The organism is Arthrobacter sp. 01N444 (genome assembly GCF_056399305.1).
In genome coordinates, this window is record NZ_JBFTRB010000001.1 from 156,503 (window position 1) to 174,902 (window position 18,400).

Here is an 18,400-nt window from a genome sequence, read left to right on the forward strand (position 1 = left end):
GCGGTGATACTCCTCAGAGGTCGAGGTTAACGGGGCCGGCGGCTGCCGACACGCACGTCTGGATTAGTTGGCCGGGCTCGCCGTGCACTTCGTTGGTGCGCAGGTCACGGACGTGGCCGGCCCGCAGCGGGATGAGGCAGCTGTGGCAGATACCCATCCGGCAGCCGCTGGGCATGAGGATGCCGGCGTCCTCGCCGACATCGAGCAGCGGGGTGTCGCCATCGGCCTCGACTTCACGGTCGGAGGCCTCGAAGGTGACCAGGCCGCCGTCGTGCCCGGCGCCGCCGGCGAGGCTGGTGCTGAAGCGTTCGATGGTCAGGGTGCCCGAGCTGGCCGCGGCCTGCTGGGCGTCCTCCGCTTCGGCCTCCCACAGCGCCTCGGCGTCGTTGAGGAACCCTTCCGGACCGCATGCGTAGGCGGCGCGCTGGCGCCAGTCCGGGCAGAGCCGGTCCAGGTCGGCGGCCGAGGTGAAGTCCAGCCGTCCGCTCTCACCGGTGAACCAGTGCGTGACGCGCAGGTTGGGGAACTGGTCGGCGAGCTCGGCGAGTTCTTCACGGAAGATGGTGTCCGCGGCGGTGCGGGCTGTGTGGATCAGGACGACGTCCGAATCCGGGCGGTGCGGAACGAGCGTGCGGATCATCGACATCACCGGGGTGATCCCGCTGCCGGCCGTGAGCATGAGCAGCGGCCGCGGATGCTCGGGCAGGACGAAATCGCCCTGCGGGGGCGCCAGGAACAGGACGTCGCCGGGCTTGGTGCCGCGCACGAGGGCCCCGGAGACGGCGCCCATGTCGGTCACGGTGATTGCCGGGTCCTGTCCGGCGGGGGCGCTGAGCGAGTAGGACCGCCAGTGGCGGACACCGTCGAGCTCGACGCCAATACGGGCCCACTGGCCGGCAAGATGTGCTTGCCAGCCGCGGCCGGGACGGAAGAAAATGGTGGCGGAATCGGCCGTTTCTGGAACCACCCTGGTGACTACGCCGCGCAATTGGCGGGCGGAAAACACAGGATTGAACAGCGACAGAATGTCTTCTGGAGCTAGTGGGGTGGTCAGTAGAGATGCGGCGCGCGCCAGCTTACGGAGCCGGATCATTCATCAAGCTTATGTCAGATTGCGCCATACTTCTTCACCCAAGGCATACGATCGACTCAAGAAAACTATCCCGCCGCAACAACTCATCGGACTGTTCATGAACACATCCCCTGCCCGGGAGCCTGCCGGCCCCACCCCCGCCTACGATCCTCCTTGGCTGGCCCTGCCGCGGGAGGTCAGCGACATGCTGCGGCCGCGGATGCCCGGCATTGTGGAGGCCATCATCGAAGCCGTCCCGCAGCTCGTCCCGGCGTACGCCAGGCCGATCGAGGGGCGCTTTGGCAGGGGGCTGCGCAGGGGCGTGGCCGCGGCACTGGACCGCTTCCTGCAACTGCCCGGGACCCGGCTGCCGGCGCTGTCCGAGGAAAGCCGGGACCTGGTGGCCGGGCTGGGCAGCGGCGAGTTCCGGCAGGGGCGGAGCATGGACGCGCTCCTGAGCGCCTACCGGATGGGCGCCCGCGTGACGTTCCGGGAGATGTCCAAAGTCTCAGTGGAACATCATCTGGGCCAGGGCGTCGTGGTGGATCTGGGCGAATCGATCCTCGCGTACATCGATGAGCTGTCAGCGGTCAGCGCCGAGGCCTACGCCTTTGAGCAGTCCGAACGGGCCGGAGCAGTGGACCGGCGGCGCACCGAACTGCTGGACCTGCTCCTGCTCGGCCAGGCCGACGAGGCGGCGCTGCGCCAGACGGCGGCGATGGCGGACTGGTCCCTGCCCCAGCGCATGGCGGTGGTGACGCTGCCGCTGGACCGCGCGGCCGGGCTGCGGCTGCGCCTGGGCCCGGGCACCCTTGTGATTGAGCGCGAGACCGATGTTGTCGCCCTGGTGCCGGCGCGGATGTCGCGCTCCGCCCGGGACGACCTGGACCGTGCCCTGAAGGGGCGCGGCGCTTCCGTGGGACCGGCCGGGGGCTGGGAGAGGGTTCCGGATTCGCTGCGGCTGGCCGTGCTGGCCGCCGCAGCACTGCCTCCGCGGGAGGGACCGGATGACCCCCCGATCTGGGCCGACGAGCACTTGGCGCAGGTGATTCTCGGTGCAGAACCCTCGGCGATCACCGAACTCGCCAACCGCCGGCTCGCGCCGCTGGAAGGGCTCCGGCCCGCACAGCGCGACCGGCTCGCCGAAACCCTGCTCTCCTGGTTGCGCCACTGGGGCCAGCGGGCGCCCGTGGCCGCCGAGCTCGGGATCCACCCGCAGACCGTGGGCTACCGGGCAGCGCAGCTGCGCGAGCTCTTTGGCGACGCCCTCGAGGACCCAACGGCGCGCTTCGAACTCGAACTGGCCCTGCACGCCGGCCGGCGGTAGGCCAAGCCCGTCGGGCGGACCGCAGGTTACCCGGCGAGCGCCCGCCGGCTGTGGAGCCGCAGCTCCAGGTCGTGCATCACGAGCGCCGCCAGGTCCTCCAGCGCGGCAGTGTCCTCATCGCTGAACTCGCGGGGCTCACGGTCCAGGATGCAGAAGGTGCCCAGGTTGTAGCCGTCCGGAGTGCGCAGCGGCACCCCGGCATAGAACTGCAGGCCGAACTCGCCTGCCACGAGGGGGTTGGCCAGCGTCCGGGGATCGTTGACGGCGTCCCGGACAATCCAGGCATCGCCCTGCAGGACGGCGGAGGCGCACAATCCGGGGTCCCGGCCGATTTCCGTGACATCCGTGCCGTGGTGGGACTTGAACCAGATGCGGTCATGGTCCACAACACTGACAATCGCCACGGGCACCGAGAACATGCGTGCGGCCAGCGCCGCGATCCGGTCAAAGACGCCGTCCGCGGGAGTGTCCAGGATCCGGTACCGCTCGACCGCACGCATGCGCCCTTCTTCGTCGGTCAACAGCGCGGCCGGGTCCCGGCGGCGGCGTCCTGTGCCGCTGATGACTTCCTGGCGCAGGGCCAGGGACACTTCCCGGGCCGGCGGGCGGGCGGCCGGATCCCTGTCCAGCATGGAGGTCAGCAGGGCCGCCCACATGGGCGCGATGTCTTCGGGGACGTCCGGGTCGTGGAGCAGCCGGGCCAGGGCGGACTGCACCGGCGCGCCCGGATAGGCCATTTTCCCTGTCAGGCCTTCCAGCAGGACCAGCCCCAGCGAATAGACGTCGCTGGCGGGGCCTGCCGGTTCGCCGGCAGCCTGTTCAGGGCTGAGGTAGGCCGGGGTGCCGGAGCTGTCATCGGGGTCGCCGTGGTGGCCTTCGCGGATGGTGATGGCCACGCCGAAGTCGCTGAGTTTGGCGCGGGCGCGCCGGTCCTCGACGCTGTAGTCCACGAGCAGGATGTTGGCCGGCTTGACGTCCCGGTGGATGATGCCGTGGTGGTGGATGTGCGCAAGACCGTCGGCGAGATCGTGTCCGATCAGCGCCATGTGGGCCGCCGACAGCGGACCCTCGGCCGAGCGGCGGCGCAGGTCGGGGCCGCGGACGAGTTCCATCACCAGATAACTGAGCCGGCGGGTCGGGTCACTGAGGTCCGTGCCGGCGTCGAACAGTGTCACGAGGGCGTGGTGGGCCATCCCCGCCAGGATCCGCACTTCATCGGCCTGCCTGCGGGTCCGCTCTTCGTCCACTGTCCCGTCGCGGAAGAGTTTGACTGCCACTTCACGCCCCAGGACCTCGTCCGTGGCACGGTACACGCTCGATTGGCTGCCCCTGCCAATGAGTTCTTCGATCCGGTAGCGCCCGCTGAGCAGGAAACCGGGGTCCATGGTTGTCAAAGGTCTACGTGGTCCCTCTAATGGGGCCGCCGCTGGAAGCGGGCGGATCAGTCCAAAGCCGGGACAAATCCCGGCACCCGCACCATAAGCAAGCTTACTTATCATAACGCGGAAACCGGATTCCGGAAGACTTCCCGGGACCCTTTCGGTCCGCCGCCTTGGGCTATTTTGCGGGGTTGTGGGTCCCGATCGGCACCAGGGTGAGGTCAGGGTGGTTCTTTTCGATCCGGCGCAGGGCCCAGACGTCGTTGAACAGGGCCAGGTATTCCCCGTCGGAGCGCAACAGGACTTCGGCGCCGGGGACGTTGGCCAGCGCCGGCATGGCGTCGGCGGTCGAGATCCGGGCCATGGAATACGGGAGCCGCTCCAGCCGCATCGGGGCGCTGAAGTCGTGCGCCATGCGGTCCTCGACCACTTCGAACTGCATGGGGCCGACGGCGGCAAGAACGGGCGCCTGGTCACCGCGGATGTCGGAGCGGAGCACCTGGATGACACCCTCGTGCTCGAGTTGTTCGATGCCGCGGCGGAACTGCTTGAACCGGCTCGGGTCCTTGGAGCGCGCCACCTGGAAGTGCTCCGGGGCGAACAGCGGGATCGCCGGGAACTCCACGGGCTGGTCCAGGAACAGGCTGTCCCCCACCCGGAGGGAGGAGGCGTTCACGAGGCCCACCACATCGCCCGGGAAGGCCTCGTCGATCACCTCGCGTTCGCGGCCGAAAACCTGCTGGGCGTACTTGGTGGCGAAGGATTTCCCCGTCCGGGTCTGGGTGACCACCATGCCGCGCTCGAACATGCCGGAGCAGACACGGATGAAGGCAACGTGGTCGCGGTGGGCCTTGTTCATGCCGGCCTGGACCTTGAAGACGAACCCGGCGAACGGGGCATCCACGGGGCGGGGGTCGCCGTCGACGTCGGGCCGCGGGGCAGCGGGCGGGGCGAAGTCGACGAGGGCGTCGAGGATTTCCTTGACGCCGAAGTTCAGCGCGGCCGAGCTGAACAGGATCGGCGTCGCCTTGCCGGCGTGGAAGGCCGCGACGTCGAACGCCAGGTTGGATTCGATGACCAGCCCGGCCTCGTCCACTGCGTTGGACCAATCGTCGCCCTGGCTGGCGGCGGCCTCGTCGGGGGTGAAGTATTCGGTGAGGGCGATGTTGGCGCCGGCGTTGTTGCGCTTGAACTGCGCGAAGCGGTCGTTGCGCAGGTCCCAGACGCCGCGGAAGTCGCCGGAGATGCCAACGGCCCAGGTCAGCGGCATCGGCTGCAGGCCGGTGCGCTCGGTGATCTCGTCCATCAGCGCCAGGGCGTCCAGGCCGGGCCGGTCCCACTTGTTGATGACTGTGATGATGGGCAGGTTGCGCTGCTTGCAGACCTCGAAGAGCTTCATGGTCTGGGTTTCCAGGCCCTTCGCTGCGTCGACCAGCATGACGGCACAGTCCACGGCCGCGAGCACGCGGTAGGTGTCCTCGGAGAAGTCGGCGTGGCCCGGGGTGTCCAGGAGGTTGATGACGGTGTCCCGGTAGGCGAACTGCAGAGCGGCAGAGCTGATGGAGATGCCGCGGTCCTTTTCCATCTGCATCCAGTCCGAGACCGTCTCCTTGCGGTTGGCCTTTCCGCTGGAGGCGCCGGCCGTGCCGATCACCTTTGCGTGCAGCGCCAGGGCCTCCGTCAGGGTGGATTTGCCGGCGTCGGGGTGCGAAATGACCGCGAAAGTCCGGCGCCGGGCCGCCTGCTTGTGAATCTCCTGGACTCGGGCGGGGCTGAGGACTTCTTGAGACACGATGCTACTTTCGCTGCGGCAGTGGACGGGTCACGGCGCGGAGAGCCCGCGGTACACCCAAGGATCCAAGTTTATCGCAGGCCGCGGACCACGGTCGAAGCTGCGGCCGGACCGCGCATGAAGCTGCGCGATGCCCGGGCACGAAGCTGCGGCCTTGCGGCGCCAAAATGCCGTCACGGACGGCGCCCGGGGCAGCCCTTCAGGAGGCCCGCGGCGGCACGCCGCAATGGACCACTTTAGGGCTTGCCTGTGCGGAAGTGGCCTTGCTTTACCCCTATCATGGGGAGAGCGGGGAACTGAGTACTTTGATCCTGCCGGGAGACCCTGGAATCCGGCGCACTTGCAGGCTCGTTCCTGCACCTTTGAAGGGAAATCTATGGCTCGGAGCCCTGAAGATGCGCTCAAGGCGACCCTGGCCAGGGTGGCACCGGGCACAGCCCTCCGCGACGGCCTGGAACGCATCCTCCGCGGCCGGACCGGCGCGCTGATCGTGCTGGGCATCGACAGGACCATCGAGTCCATCTGTTCGGGCGGCTTCGAGATCGGCATCGACTTCTCCCCCACCCGGCTTCGGGAACTGGCGAAGATGGACGGCGCCATCGTCTGCGACAAGGATGCCAGCAATATACTGCGCGCGGCGGTCCAGCTCGTCCCGGATTCGAGCATCGAAACGCAGGAATCGGGCACCAGGCACCGGACCGCGGAACGCGTGGCCATCCAGACGGGCGTCCCGGTCATTTCGGTCAGCCAGTCAATGCAGATCATCGCGCTGTACGTGCACGGGCTGCGCCACGTCCTGGAGGGCTCCGAAAAGGTACTGGCCCGCGCCAACCAGGCCCTGGCAACCCTGGAACGCTACCGCTCGCGCCTGGACCAGGTCACCAGCTCGCTCTCGGCCCTGGAAATCGAGGCCATGGTGACGGTCCGTGACGTCGCGGTCACCCTGCAGCGCCAGGAAATGGTGCGCAGGATCTCCGAGGAAATCTCCCAGTACGTCCTGGAACTGGGCGAGGACGGCCGCCTGCTCTCGCTGCAGCTGGACGAGCTCACCGTCGGCCGCGGCCCGGGCAGCGACGTCATCATCCGCGACTACTCCGGGCCGGCCGCAACAGCGGAGGACATCGACAAAGCGGTCAAGGCCCTCGTCAGCCTGGGCCCGACCGAGCTGATCGACCTGGGCAAGATCGCCGGGATCGTCGGCTTCGCCGGCGGCGAGGCCAACCTCGACGCCGTCGTGCAGCCGCGCGGCTACCGCCTGCTCTCCGGGCTCAAGGCCGTGCCGAAGGCCGTCGCCGACCGGCTCGTCGACCACTTCGGCGGCCTGCAGTTCCTGATGGCGGCAACAATCGATGACCTCATGACCGTCGACGGGATCGGTGACCAGCGTGCCAGGACCGTCAGGGAGGGCCTGAGCCGCATGGCCGAGGCCAGCCTGCTGGACCGCTTCCTCTAACCCCCTCCACAAGCCCACCGGGGGGTAATCGTCGGGGTAACAGGAGTTATGCGGGTCAGCTGAGCTGGAACACGGCCTTGGGGCTGTTCTTGTTCGCCAGCCGCGCGGTGAAGACGTAGTAGGCGCCGCCGGCACCGGGCGTGGCCTCGACGGGCTCGCAGCCCTGCACCGTGCGGTTGCGCTGCCACGGGAAGTTCGCCGTCTCGCTCTTGCCCGGAGCAATGGTCTTCATCAGGTCCGCGCTCTCCGCCTGGCAGTCCTTGGAGGAGAAGATCCGGTCCGAGCCGCTGGTGATCATGTACTCCATCTGCGACGTCCCGATGTTGACCTCGCACGGGACCTTGTTGTTGTTGGTCACCGTGAGGCTCAGCAGCGGCTTCTCACCGGCGGCGTAAGCCTGTTTGTCGGTGGCGGCCGTAACGGTGATCAGATTCTGCTCGCAGCCCTCCCCCGATGTGGCCGTGGGTGAGGCCGAAGCCTCCCCGGACGCCGTCGGGCTCCCCGACGCGGAGCCAGCCGGGCTGGCCGCCGGCGACGGTGCTGCCCCGGACGGCTGGGCGCCGGCAGACGGGCCTCCGCCCATGGCATTCGAGACCGCCACAAAGCCGCCGAAGGCCACGGCGATGGCGAGCAGCAGGACCACCCCTGCAAACAGCCGGCGGCGGCGGTAGACCCGGCGCAGCGGGGGCCGTCCGGATTTGCGCCCGGATTGCCCCGGGGCCGAACCTTTCGGCCGCGAACCGCCCGTACCTGAAGTGCCTTGCCTGACCATTCTTCTAGCCTAGAGAACCGCGCGGGCTATGGCGCCCGACCACGCCGCGGGACCTGACGCCGTCCCGATCCGTTACCCCGATCTATTACGCTGAATGGATCGAAACTCTAGCCCCCACGCCCCCCGTATCCGCCGCGGCACCGCGGGACCCCCTGCCCGCCGGGGCGCCCGGCCGTGCCGACAATCTCCCAGCGCTCCATGCGGCCCTGGATGACTGGTTCGCGTCCAACGCCAGGGATCTGCCGTGGCGGGCCGCGGACTGCTCGCCCTGGGGTGTGCTGGTCAGCGAAGTGATGCTCCAACAGACGCCGGTGGTCCGGGTCCTGCCGGTCTGGGAGGAGTGGCTGCGCCGTTGGCCGGAACCGGCAGATCTGGCCGGCGAACCCGCCGGGGAGGCCGTCCGGTCCTGGGGCCGGCTGGGATATCCCCGGCGCGCCCTGCGCCTTCATGCTGCCGCCGTCGCCATCAGGGACAGCCACGGCGGGGCCGTCCCCGGCACCTACACCGAGCTCCTGGACCTGCCGGGCGTGGGCAGCTACACGGCCGCGGCCGTCGCCGCGTTCGCCTACGGATGCCGCGAAACGGTGGTGGACACCAACATCCGCCGGGTCCACGCGCGGCTGGTCACCGGCTCTGCCCTGCCGGCGCAGGCGCTGACCGCCGCCGAAATGCGGCTGGCGGCATCGCTGCTTCCGGACCGCCCCGGCGCCTCGGTGCGCTGGAACGCCGCCGTCATGGAACTCGGCGCCCTGGTCTGCACTGCGCGGACCCCCAAGTGCGGCCAGTGCCCTGTCCGGGAGTCCTGCGCCTGGCTGGCGGCCGGGGAGCCGGCGCCGACGTACACGCCCAAGGGACAGGCCTGGCACGGCACGGACCGGCAGGTACGCGGCGCCGTGATGGCCGTCCTGCGGGCAGCCGAGGAGCCCGTGGCGCCGGTCCTGTTCCACCAGGCCCCCGCGGACCTGGGCTTCGAACCGCAGGGCATCGGCATTCCGCTCGCGGCCCTGCACCGGCTCAACGCGGCCCCCGAGCAGCTGGAACGGGCGCTGGCAGGGCTGCTGGGCGACGGCCTCGCCGAACTGCACCAGGGCGGCTTCCGGCTCCCGGGCTGAGGATCTACGCTGGAGCATGCGCAAGCTGGCGGCCGCGGCCGTGCTGGTCCTCACCGCAGTCGTGGCTGTCGCGTGCCGGCCGGAGGCCGCCTGCCCGGCGATCGCCCAGGCGCCCGTTGTGTCGCTCACGGTGGACCGGGAGTACGCCCCGTCAGTGCGGACCATCCATCTGGCCGCGTGCCAGGACGGCCGCTGCAAGGAGGCGGACCTCGAGCTGGTTCCCGGGAGCACGGCCGTGGACCAAGGCTGCGAGCCGGGCCCCTACGGCGGCGACGGCGTCTGCTCGGCCACTTCTTCGCCCGACGGCACCCTGACCGGAATGCTGATGATGGAGACGCTGAGCGCCAGCCGGATCGAGGTGACGGCCACGGGCACGGACACCGCCGGGAACCCGCTGCCGGCCAGGACCGCGGCGTTCACGCCCCGGGCGGCAGACCCGTTTGGTGAGCAGTGCGGAACCTTCATCACCGCCAGCGTGGTGCTCGACGCGGCCGGCCTCCGCCAGGCACCCTAGCGCTTACGGTTCTCCGAACCCCGAGCCGACCAGGCGTTCAAGGTAGTCGACCGCCTTGGCGGCGTCCGGGCCGCTGGCCTCCACGTGCAGGACGGTTCCCTTGCCGGCGGCAAGCATCATGAGCTCGGTCATGGAGGCGCCATCGGCGCCGTTCACGGTCACCTCGGCGTCCATGGCGGACAGGCCTCCGGCGATCTTCGCTGCCGGCCGGGCATGCATGCCGGTCTGGTTGACGAGCACAAAGTCCCCGGTGGCGTCCGGCGGCTGCTGGTGCACATGCCCCGCCTCCGCGGGATGGGCGGGGGGCCGGTAGACGGCCTCGGCCGCGTCCTTCACCGCTGCCGCTTCGGCCCCTGCCTGGGCAGCCACCGCGGCCGCGACGAGTCCTTCGACGATGGGCGCGTCAGCAATCAGCACCGAGCCTGGATCGGCTGCAAACTCCGCAGCGGACTCGGCCGTCATCACCGCGGAGCCGAGGTCGGCGAGCACCACCACACCGTCACCGGCAGCCTGCTCCAGGGCCGCCATGACCTTGTCCAGGCTCGTGCCGATGCGGCCGTCGTCGGTGCCGCCGGCGGGGAGGATCAGGACGTCGGGAGCCATCTGCGCGGCGAGTTCGACGGCGCCGTCCGCGATCTTGGAGCTGTGCGAGACGACCACCAGCCGGACTGTCATTCGGCCGCTCCGGCCGCGGCGCGCAGAATCAGCGCGCTGGAGACCGCTCCGGGGTCGCGGTGGCCGATGCTGCGCTCCCCCAGGTAGCTGGCCCGGCCCTTGCGGGCGAGCATCGGATCCGTGGACACGGCGCCGGCTTCGGCGGCTTCCGCCGCGGCAAGCAGCACCTTTCTGACGTCCCCGTCGCCGTCGCCAGCCGCTGCGGCGGCCGCCTCGATCGCGGGAGTCCAGGCGTCCACCATGGTCTTGTCGCCGGATTCGGCCTTGCCGCGGGCGACGATCCCGTCGCGGGCGGCCTGCAGCGCGGCGGCGAGGGTGGCGGCGTCGACGTCGGAGCTCTCACCCAGGGCCGTGGCGGCCCGCAGGAACGCCGTGCCGTAAAGCGGGCCGGCCGCCCCGCCGACCTTGGACATCAGCGTCATGGCCGTCAGTTTCAGCGCCGCGGCCGGGGTTTCCGGCGGCGCCTCGGCAAGTTTGTCCATCACGGCCCTGAAGCCGCGGTCCATGTTCTCGCCGTGGTCCGAGTCCCCGATGGGCCGGTCCAGCTCGATCAGTTCCACCCGGTGTTCCGCCATGGCCTGCGCCGAAAGCGTCAGCCACCGCACCGCCCAGCCGACGTCCAAGCCCACGGTCAGACGCCCCAGCGAAGGGCCGGAGTGTGCACTGGAGCGTCCCAGAGCGTTGTCATCTCGTCATCGAGGCGCAGGACAGTGATGGAGCAGCCCTGCATTTCGAGGGAGGTGATGAAGTTGCCCACCAGGGAGCGGGCCACGGTGACGCCCTGCTCGGCCAGTTTCTGCGCGGCCCTGCGGTAGACGATGTACAGCTCGCTTTGCGGGGTGCCGCCCATGCCGTTGACGAACAGGAGCACCTGGTCCCCGGAAGCAAGGCCGAGGTCGCTGACCACCGGATCCAGGAGCCGGTCGGTGATGCCGTCGGCGTTTTCCATCGGGATGCGGTGCCGTCCCGGTTCGCCGTGGATGCCGATGCCGATCTCGATCTCGTTTTCCTCGAGCTCAAAACTGGGCACCCCGGCATGCGGAACGGTGCAGGCGGACAGCGCCACGCCCATGCTGCGCACGTTCTGGTTGACGCGGTCACCGATCGCGGCGACGGCGTCCAGGTTGTCACCGCGCTCCGCGGCCGCACCGGCGATTTTCTCGACCAGGACGGTGCCGCCAACGCCCCGGCGCCCGGCCGTGTACAGCGAATCCTCCACGGCGACGTCGTCGTTGACGAGCACGGTGCGGATCTCGACGCCTTCGGCCTGCGCGAGTTCGGCGGCGGTTTCGAAGTTCAGGACGTCTCCGGTGTAGTTCTTCACGATGTGCACGACGCCGGCGCCGGAGCTTACGGCCAGCGTGGCCGGCAGGATCTGGTCCGGAGTGGGAGAGGTGAACACGGCGCCCGGGACGGCGGCGTCGAGCATGCCCAGGCCCACGTACCCGCCGTGCAGCGGCTCGTGTCCGCTGCCGCCGCCGGAGACGAGCCCGACTTTCCCTGCGACGGGAGCGTCCTTGCGCACGATGTATTTCGGGTCCGGGAAGACGGTCACGAGGTCGGCGTGAGCAAGCCCGAACCCTTCCACTGACTCGTCGACCACGGCTTTGGGATCATTGATGAGTTTCTTCATGGCGGTGCTCCCTGGATGGTGTCCTGGCTGCTTGCTTAGACCCTACTACCGGGGCACGGCCGGCGGTAGGCTCCCCGTTCCCCCGGCCCGGGCTCCCTGGCGGGCTGCGAATCCCGGGGCGGCGGGGTTGTGGCCGTGCGTTCCGAACCCACGCGCTTCAGGCTTGTTGGTCGGCCCACGCCGGAGAATGCGGCCAGGCGTCCACGCCCAGCCATGAGAACGGCGGCGCGGCGAGCCGGCCCTTGCGGGCGCGGGACGCGGCCGGCGGTCCTGACGCGGCAGATACCGCCCCGGCGGTCTGCCCCGTCACGCCGGCGCCGGCGCCGGGCGAGGAGTGGTTGGCGGGCTCGGGCGGCAGCGCTTCCAGCGGCTGGTCCGGCGGCCCTGCCGGAGCGCTGGCGATTGACCTGTGGATTGCGGAGAGATCGGGAAAAATCACGGCTTTGTGCAATTTTTTGCCTCCGGAAGTATGGCGGCCCACCCCCTGGGCCGGCATCAGTTTATCCATCAAATTTATTGAAGGGAAGCCCTGCGTGGACGTCGAGTTCCTGGCGGCCGCCGACGCCGGCGCCGTCTTCGCCGGCCGGGACGCCGCCTTCGCCGACCGGGGCGCCGCTTCGGCTGCCGGCACCGCCCTCGCCGGCCGCGGAGCAGCCGCAACCCGGCGGGGCTACAGCTCCTTGATCATCCTGGTGTTGCCCAGCGTGTTCGGTTTAACCCGCGCCAGGTCCAGGAACTCGGCCACGCCTTCGTCGTGCGAGCGCAGGAGCTCGGAATACACCACGGGGTCGACGGCGGTCTGGTCAGCCATGACTTCAAAGCCGTGCTTCTTGAAGAACTCCACTTCGAACGTCAGGCAGAAGACCCGGGAGACTCCCAGCGCGCGGGCATCCTCCAGCAGGCGCTCCACCAGCGCGTGGCCCACGCCCTTGCCGCGCCAGACGTCCGAGGCCGCGAGCGTGCGGACCTCGGCGAGGTCCTCCCACATGACGTGCAGCGCCCCGCAGCCGATCACCTCGCCGTCTTCGGATTCTGCGATCCGGAACTCCTGCAGGCTTTCGTAATAGGCCACGGTTTCCTTGGCCATGAGGATCCGCTGGTCAGCCAGCGGCGCCACGAGGGTCTTGATGGCGCCAACGTCGTCGGTGCGGGCGGGGCGGATGCGGATCGTCTCAGTGGCGGTCTCAGTCACGGTCTCAGTCACAGCCCAATCTTACGGGTGCCCCGGGCGCGGCCGGCTCCCTGCCGGCACGGGCCCCGGGCCGTCAGAGACCTAGTTCGTCGGGGACGGGAACGTCCTTGTCCAGCAGGTTCCTGGCCAGGAAGTGCTCCACGACGCCGTACCAGACCTTGGCGTGCTGCGGCTGCAGGATCCAGTGGTTCTCGTCCGGGAAATACAGGAAACGGTGGTCCGTTTCGCCGTTTCCGTCCGCCGCCAGCTGCGACTTGGCGAGCAGCTCGTACCAGAGCCGGAGTCCCTCGCCGATCGGCACGCGGTAGTCCTTGTCGCCATGGATGACCAGCATGGGAGTGCGGATGTTCTCCACGTGCAGGTGCGGGGAGTTCTCCAGCGCCATCTCTGCCGTCATCTCCTTGAGCCAGTACTGCGCGGCGTCGGTGGTGGGGCCGAACTGGTCCAGGGCCCAGAGGCTGGCGTGCGTGACGATTGCCTTGAAGCGGTCCGTCTGCCCGGCCACCCAGTTGGCCATGTACCCGCCGAACGAGCCGCCCATGGCGGCCGTGCGCGTCTGGTCGATGTCGGAGCGCTGCACGACGGCGTCGGTGATGGCCATCAGGTCGGTGAACGGAGCCTTGCCCCATTCCCCCCAGCCGCGCTGGATGTGGTCCTGACCGTAGCCGGTGGAGAGGGCAGGGTCCGGGAGCAGCACCGCGTAGCCGCGCGCCACCAGCAGCCACGGGTTCCAGCGCCACGTCCAGGCGTTCCAGGATCCCAGCGGGCCGCCATGGATCCAGAGCAGCAGCGGGGCCGGGGCCGCGGCGGACGCGGCCTCGGGCAGGGCCAGGTACGCGGGCACACGGGCGCCGTCGGCCGCCGTCGTCTCCACGCGCTCCAGCGTGCCCTTGAAGTGCGGGCGTTCCGCGGGCGCGGGCAGGCGGACGACGTCACCGGAGGCGAGGTCGATCCGCACAGGTTCGGCGGGGAATTCGTAGGAGCTGCGCAGGGCGTAGGCGCTGTGTCCGTCCGGTGCGACGACGACGTCGGTGTACGCCGCGGCGTCGGCCGTCAGGCGTAGCACCGGGGCCGTCCCGTCCGGGTCTCCGGCCACACCGATCCGGAATACCGGCGATGCGCCGTCCTCGTCGGCGGTGACCAGCAGGGCCGATCCGTCCGGCAGCCATGCTGCGGGGCGGGCCCAGCGGTCCCAGTCATGGGCGAGCGGCGTCAGGGCGCTGCCCCCTGCCGCCGGGCCAGTGACGTGGAGGAGGTGCAGCTTGACCTGCGGCGCCGCCAGCGGCGTGGTGTCGCTTTCGCTGACCACCACCAGGCTCCGGCCGTCCGGGCTGACCGGGCCCGGGAAGTAGCTCAGGCCTTCCGTGTCCAGCAGGACCGTGCGGGTGCCGGTGGCGACGTCGATGGCGACCAGCACGGAACGTGAATCGGCGTTGGCGAGGGGCTTGGCGAAGCTGCTGTAGATCGTCGTGCCGTCCGGACTGAGCACCGATTCGGCGTCCCTGAGCCGCGTTCCGGCGTCGGGCGTCAGGTTGCGCAGCTTCAGCGGCGGCGCGGCGTCGACGGTGGCCGGCTTTCCGGCCTCCAACGGGTCTCCGGGTTCGACGGCGAACAGCCGCGGCTGCGCCGGGCCCAGGTCCGCGTCCCAGTAGCGGACTGGGTAGCCGCTGTGCAGGATGGCCGCGACCTTGTTGTCTTTGCGCGCTTTCCGGCGTTCCTCGTCATTGTCCTCGTCCGTGGAGCCTGCCAGGACCGAGGCCGCGACCACCACGGTGTCGGCGTCCTTGGCGGCGTGGACCCCGCCGATTCCGCCGGCCCGGGACAAGGCCACCCGGGCTTCGCCGCCGTCGGACGGCAGGATCCAGAGGGCGTTCACCGGGTCGGCCTCGGGGCTCTCCGGATCGGGACGGGCCGAGGTGAAGTACAGGTCGCCGTTGGCGGCAAACACCGCACCGGCCTCCCCTTTGGCGCTGCGCGTGATCCGGCGGGCCTGTTTGGCCCCGCCCGGATCCACCTCCCACAGCGCGGTGCAGTATTCGGTGCCCTTCGCGCCGAGGGTCGCCACGGTGGTCACCAGCCGGGTGCCGTCCGGGCTCAGCGTCAAACCGCTCACTCTGGGGATCGCGAGGTAGTGGTCCAGATCGTGGAAGGGGGTCTCGGGTTGTTCGCTCAGGGTCTCTGAGTCCTTAGCAGCCATGCACCGATTCAACACCGAATGTGGCATCGATCACAAAACGTTCACTAAGAGTGAAACGTTGCTTTCAGATAGGGCTCCCGAATCATGCGGGACGGGCCCTGGCGCTTCAGCACGGACACCGCCCACCGCCCGCCGAAGATGGCCGCTAAGCCAGGTCCCCTAGCGGCCATCTCTGGCAAATGGTTCACGACGGCGGGCAACGCAAAGGCCCCGCCGTCCCTTTCGGGGCAGCGGGGCCGTTGTTGATGGTGCTTAGACGCTCGGAGCGATCTCCGGGATGCGCGGCTTGGCATTGCCGGCGAAGGTGAACTTCGCGTCGTCGCCTTCGCCTTCGACGTCCACCACGACGATGTCGCCGGAGTGCAGTTCGCCGAAGAGGATCTTCTCGGAGAGCTGGTCCTCGATCTCGCGCTGGATGGTGCGGCGCAGCGGCCGGGCACCCATGGCGGGGTCGTAGCCGCGGGTCGCCAGGAGCACCTTGGCCGCGGACGTGAGCTCGATGCCCATGTCCTTGTCCTTGAGGCGCTTCTCCAGGCGGGCGACGAACATGTCCACGATCTCGATGATCTCGTCCTGGGTCAGCTGCGGGAAGACCACAACATCGTCAACGCGGTTCAGGAACTCGGGGCGGAAGTGCTGCTTGAGCTCCTCCGTGACCCGGGCCCGCATCCGGTTGTAGCCGGTCTGCGTGTCCGTGCCGGACTGGAAGCCGGTGGCAACGCTCTTGGAGATGTCCCGGGTGCCGAGGTTCGTGGTCATGATGATCACGGTGTTCTTGAAGTCCACCACGCGGCCCTGGGAGTCGGTCAGGCGGCCGTCTTCCAGGATCTGCAGGAGCGAGTTGAAGAGATCGGCGTGCGCCTTCTCCACTTCATCGAACAGGACCACGGAGAACGGACGACGGCGGACCTTCTCGGTCAGCTGGCCGCCTTCCTCGTAGCCCACGTAGCCCGGAGGGGCACCGAAGAGCCGCGACACCGTGTGCTTCTCCGAGTACTCGGACATGTCCAGGGTGATCAGGGCGTCTTCCTCGCCGAACAGGAACTCGGCGAGGGCCTTGGCCAGTTCGGTCTTGCCGACGCCGGTGGGGCCGGCGAAGATGAACGAGCCGCCCGGACGCTTGGGGTCCTTGAGGCCTGCACGGGTGCGCCGGATCGCCTGGGACAGGGCCTTGATGGCCTCGTTCTGGCCGACCACGCGCTTGTGGAGCTCGTCTTCCATCTTCAGCAGGCGCGAGGACTCTTCCTCGGTCAGCTTGAAGACCGGGATGCCGGTGGAGTTCGCCAGCACTTCAGCGATGAGGTCTTCATCAACTTCGGAGATGTCGTCCATGCCGCCGGTCTTCCACTGGCGTTCCTTTTCGGCGCGCTCGGCAATGAGCTTCTGCTCCTTGTCGCGCAGCGACGCGGCGCCTTCGAAGTCCTGCGCGTCGATCGCGGATTCCTTCTCCAGCTTCATGGCGGCGATCTTCTCGTCCATGATCTTGAGCTCCGGCGGAGCAGTCATGCGGCGGATACGCAACCGCGCACCTGCCTCGTCGATCAGGTCGATCGCCTTGTCCGGCAGGAAGCGGTCCGAGATGTAGCGTTCGGAAAGGGCCGCCGCCGAGGCGAGGGCGCCGTCGGTGATGGTGACCCGGTGGTGCGCCTCATACCGGTCGCGGAGGCCCTTGAGGATCTCGATCGCGTGCGCGACGGAGGGTTCCTTGACCTGGATCGGCTGGAAGCGGCGCTCCAGCGCGGCATCCTTCTCGATGTGCTTGCGGTATTCGTCCAGCGTGGTGGCCCCGATGGTCTGGAGTTCGCCGCGGGCCAGCATGGGCTTCAGGATCGAGGCCGCATCGATGGCGCCTTCGGCGGCACCGGCACCCACCAGGGTGTGGATCTCATCGATGAACAGGATGATGTCACCGCGCGTGCGGATCTCCTTGAGGACCTTCTTCAGGCGCTCTTCGAAGTCGCCGCGGTAGCGGGAGCCGGCCACGAGGGACCCGAGGTCCAGCGTGTAAAGCTGCTTGTCCTTGATGGTCTCCGGGACGTCCCCGCGGACGATCGCCTGGGCCAGGCCCTCGACGACGGCGGTCTTGCCGACGCCGGGCTCACCAATCAGCACGGGGTTGTTCTTGGTGCGGCGGGAAAGGACCTGCATGACGCGTTCCATTTCCTGCTCGCGGCCGATCACGGGGTCCAGTTTGTTCTCGCGCGCCGCCTGGGTCAGGTTGCGGCCGAACTGGTCCAGGACAACGGACCCGGCCGGGGTCCCCTCAGCCTGCCCGGGGCCGACACCGGCGCCCGTGGCTTCCTTGCCCTGGTAACCCGAGAGCAGCTGGATGACCTGCGAGCGGACCCGGTTCAGGTCTGCGCCGAGCTTGACGAGCACCTGGGCGGCAACGCCTTCGCCCTCCCGGATAAGGCCGAGGAGGATGTGCTCGGTACCAATGTAGTTATGCCCCAGCTGCAGCGCCTCGCGCAGCGAGAGCTCCAGGACCTTCTTGGCGCGGGGGGTAAAGGGGATGTGGCCGGAGGGCGCCTGCTGGCCCTGGCCGATGATCTCCTGGACCTGCTCGCGGACACCGTCGAGCGAAATGCTCAAGGATTCAAGGGCTTTGGCGGCAACACCTTCACCCTCATGGATCAGACCCAAGAGGATGTGTTCGGTACCAATGTAATTGTGGTTCAGCATGCGTGCCTCTTCTTGGGCAAGCACAACTACGCGACGGGCACGGTCCGTAAATCGCTCAAACATTTCGCCACACTCCTAGCTACGACGTACTTTGATGCTACGTGGCCGGGTTCCAGATTTGGGGCTTGTTCGCCACAGGGGAAACCGGAGGGTTGCGCAACCGCGCCCGGACTGGGTCCCGGACAAGGGGCAAGAACCGCCCGGAACCCCACCGGACGGGCGCAACCGGCCCTTCCGGAAGGGCGCATTCGGCCCTTCCGGATCGGCGCAACCGGCCGCTAAGCTGGCCGGCCGGGTGGACGGGCGCACCGCCGGACGGGCGCCGTCGGCAGCGCAAAGGTGCCCGAATTGACGAAGATGGCCGCTAAGCCTGGCCCCATAGCGGCCACCGTCGGCAAATGGTTCACTTCGTGCGGGACATATGCCTGGAAATGCTGCAGGGGAGGAACATGGGCGGCGGAGCCTGTTCATCGCCGGACGGGCGGGCCGATCTGCCGGACGGGCGCACCGACGCCGGCATGGCAATGCCCCCGTCAGATAACGGGGGCATTGGCATTTGACAGACGCTCGATTACGACGGCATGAAACGTGTATTGCGGC

Annotated in this window: 15 protein-coding genes; 4 read left to right on the top strand and 11 right to left on the bottom strand. The window is 68.9% G+C overall.

Annotated elements, in window-relative coordinates:
• Positions 1-13: 13 nt before the first annotated feature.
• Positions 14-1,093, bottom strand: coding sequence for a ferredoxin reductase (locus AC1DKN_RS00720; protein ID WP_028276907.1), 1,080 nt, complete (start codon positions 1,091-1,093; stop codon positions 14-16).
• A 97-nt stretch (positions 1,094-1,190) separates the two neighbouring features.
• Between AC1DKN_RS00720 and AC1DKN_RS00725 the strand changes: the two genes are divergently transcribed.
• Positions 1,191-2,399: a PucR family transcriptional regulator gene (locus AC1DKN_RS00725; protein WP_476859499.1), complete on the top strand. Its 1,209-nt coding sequence runs from the start codon at positions 1,191-1,193 to the stop codon at positions 2,397-2,399.
• Between the two features lie 26 nt (positions 2,400-2,425).
• On the opposite strand, the gene AC1DKN_RS00730 is transcribed toward AC1DKN_RS00725, so the two are convergent.
• Both AC1DKN_RS00730 and AC1DKN_RS00735 read right to left on the bottom strand, forming a co-directional pair.
• The gene (locus tag AC1DKN_RS00730) at positions 2,426-3,784 is read right to left on the bottom strand and encodes a protein kinase domain-containing protein (RefSeq protein ID WP_476859583.1); all 1,359 of its coding nucleotides are present in this window, start codon (positions 3,782-3,784) and stop codon (positions 2,426-2,428) included.
• Positions 3,785-3,956: 172 nt separating this feature from the next.
• A complete protein-coding gene (locus tag AC1DKN_RS00735) occupies positions 3,957-5,570 on the bottom strand; it encodes a peptide chain release factor 3 (RefSeq protein WP_028276909.1) in 1,614 nt (537 codons plus the stop codon).
• Between the two features lie 376 nt (positions 5,571-5,946).
• On the opposite strand from AC1DKN_RS00735, the gene disA reads away from it, so the two are divergent.
• A complete protein-coding gene (gene disA, locus AC1DKN_RS00740; protein ID WP_018774911.1) occupies positions 5,947-7,023 on the top strand; it encodes a DNA integrity scanning diadenylate cyclase DisA in 1,077 nt (358 codons plus the stop codon).
• A gap of 55 nt (positions 7,024-7,078) precedes the next feature.
• Here the strand turns inward: disA and AC1DKN_RS00745 are convergent, their stop codons facing one another.
• Complete coding sequence (locus AC1DKN_RS00745) at positions 7,079-7,795, bottom strand: hypothetical protein (RefSeq protein ID WP_476870197.1); 717 nt, start codon at positions 7,793-7,795, stop codon at positions 7,079-7,081.
• 293 nt (positions 7,796-8,088) lie between these two features.
• Here AC1DKN_RS00745 and AC1DKN_RS00750 point away from each other — a divergent pair, with 293 nt between their 5' ends.
• Both AC1DKN_RS00750 and AC1DKN_RS00755 read left to right on the top strand, forming a co-directional pair.
• Entirely contained in the window at positions 8,089-8,907 is an 819-nt protein-coding gene (locus AC1DKN_RS00750) for an HhH-GPD family protein (RefSeq protein ID WP_476870339.1), read from the top strand.
• Positions 8,908-8,923: 16 nt separating this feature from the next.
• Positions 8,924-9,421, top strand: a complete 498-nt coding sequence (locus AC1DKN_RS00755; RefSeq protein WP_476870198.1) for a hypothetical protein — start codon at positions 8,924-8,926, stop codon at positions 9,419-9,421.
• 3 nt (positions 9,422-9,424) lie between these two features.
• On the opposite strand, the gene dhaM is transcribed toward AC1DKN_RS00755, so the two are convergent.
• The 7 genes from dhaM to AC1DKN_RS00790 all read right to left on the bottom strand — a co-directional run bounded on the left by dhaM (position 9,425) and on the right by AC1DKN_RS00790 (position 17,863).
• Positions 9,425-10,096, bottom strand: a complete 672-nt coding sequence (gene dhaM / locus AC1DKN_RS00760; RefSeq protein ID WP_476849900.1) for a dihydroxyacetone kinase phosphoryl donor subunit DhaM — start codon at positions 10,094-10,096, stop codon at positions 9,425-9,427.
• The gene (dhaL, locus tag AC1DKN_RS00765) at positions 10,093-10,725 is read right to left on the bottom strand and encodes a dihydroxyacetone kinase subunit DhaL (RefSeq protein WP_223914688.1); all 633 of its coding nucleotides are present in this window, start codon (positions 10,723-10,725) and stop codon (positions 10,093-10,095) included. Before dhaL ends, dhaM begins: the two co-directional genes overlap by 4 nt.
• 2 nt (positions 10,726-10,727) lie before the next feature.
• Positions 10,728-11,729 carry a dihydroxyacetone kinase subunit DhaK gene (gene dhaK, locus AC1DKN_RS00770; RefSeq protein ID WP_476849901.1) on the bottom strand — a complete coding sequence of 334 codons (1,002 nt, stop codon included), beginning with the start codon at positions 11,727-11,729 and terminating at the stop codon, positions 10,728-10,730.
• A gap of 157 nt (positions 11,730-11,886) precedes the next feature.
• Entirely contained in the window at positions 11,887-12,168 is a 282-nt protein-coding gene (locus AC1DKN_RS00775; protein WP_476849902.1) for a hypothetical protein, read from the bottom strand.
• 231 nt (positions 12,169-12,399) lie between these two features.
• Positions 12,400-12,933: an amino-acid N-acetyltransferase gene (locus tag AC1DKN_RS00780; protein WP_230009315.1), complete on the bottom strand. Its 534-nt coding sequence runs from the start codon at positions 12,931-12,933 to the stop codon at positions 12,400-12,402.
• Positions 12,934-12,994: 61 nt separating this feature from the next.
• Positions 12,995-15,118 carry a S9 family peptidase gene (locus AC1DKN_RS00785; protein WP_476870199.1) on the bottom strand — a complete coding sequence of 708 codons (2,124 nt, stop codon included), beginning with the start codon at positions 15,116-15,118 and terminating at the stop codon, positions 12,995-12,997.
• 252 nt (positions 15,119-15,370) lie between these two features.
• Positions 15,371-17,863, bottom strand: a complete 2,493-nt coding sequence (locus AC1DKN_RS00790) for an ATP-dependent Clp protease ATP-binding subunit (protein WP_028276917.1) — start codon at positions 17,861-17,863, stop codon at positions 15,371-15,373.
• Positions 17,864-18,400: the final 537 nt, after the last annotated feature.

Excerpts from the sequence above, each read along its gene's own strand:
- AC1DKN_RS00720 (WP_028276907.1), bottom strand. The coding sequence starts at position 1,093 with ATGATCCGGCTCCGTAAGCTGGCGCGCGCCGCATCTCTACTGACCACC.
- AC1DKN_RS00725 (WP_476859499.1), top strand. The coding sequence starts at position 1,191 with ATGAACACATCCCCTGCCCGGGAGCCTGCCGGCCCCACCCCCGCCTAC.
- AC1DKN_RS00730 (WP_476859583.1), bottom strand. The coding sequence starts at position 3,784 with ATGGACCCCGGTTTCCTGCTCAGCGGGCGCTACCGGATCGAAGAACTC.
- disA (WP_018774911.1), top strand. The coding sequence starts at position 5,947 with ATGGCTCGGAGCCCTGAAGATGCGCTCAAGGCGACCCTGGCCAGGGTG.
- AC1DKN_RS00745 (WP_476870197.1), bottom strand. The coding sequence starts at position 7,795 with ATGGTCAGGCAAGGCACTTCAGGTACGGGCGGTTCGCGGCCGAAAGGT.
- AC1DKN_RS00750 (WP_476870339.1), top strand. The coding sequence starts at position 8,089 with ATGCTCCAACAGACGCCGGTGGTCCGGGTCCTGCCGGTCTGGGAGGAG.
- AC1DKN_RS00755 (WP_476870198.1), top strand. The coding sequence starts at position 8,924 with ATGCGCAAGCTGGCGGCCGCGGCCGTGCTGGTCCTCACCGCAGTCGTG.
- dhaM (WP_476849900.1), bottom strand. The coding sequence starts at position 10,096 with ATGACAGTCCGGCTGGTGGTCGTCTCGCACAGCTCCAAGATCGCGGAC.
- dhaK (WP_476849901.1), bottom strand. The coding sequence starts at position 11,729 with ATGAAGAAACTCATCAATGATCCCAAAGCCGTGGTCGACGAGTCAGTG.
- AC1DKN_RS00785 (WP_476870199.1), bottom strand. The coding sequence starts at position 15,118 with ATGGCTGCTAAGGACTCAGAGACCCTGAGCGAACAACCCGAGACCCCC.
- AC1DKN_RS00790 (WP_028276917.1), bottom strand. The coding sequence starts at position 17,863 with ATGTTTGAGCGATTTACGGACCGTGCCCGTCGCGTAGTTGTGCTTGCC.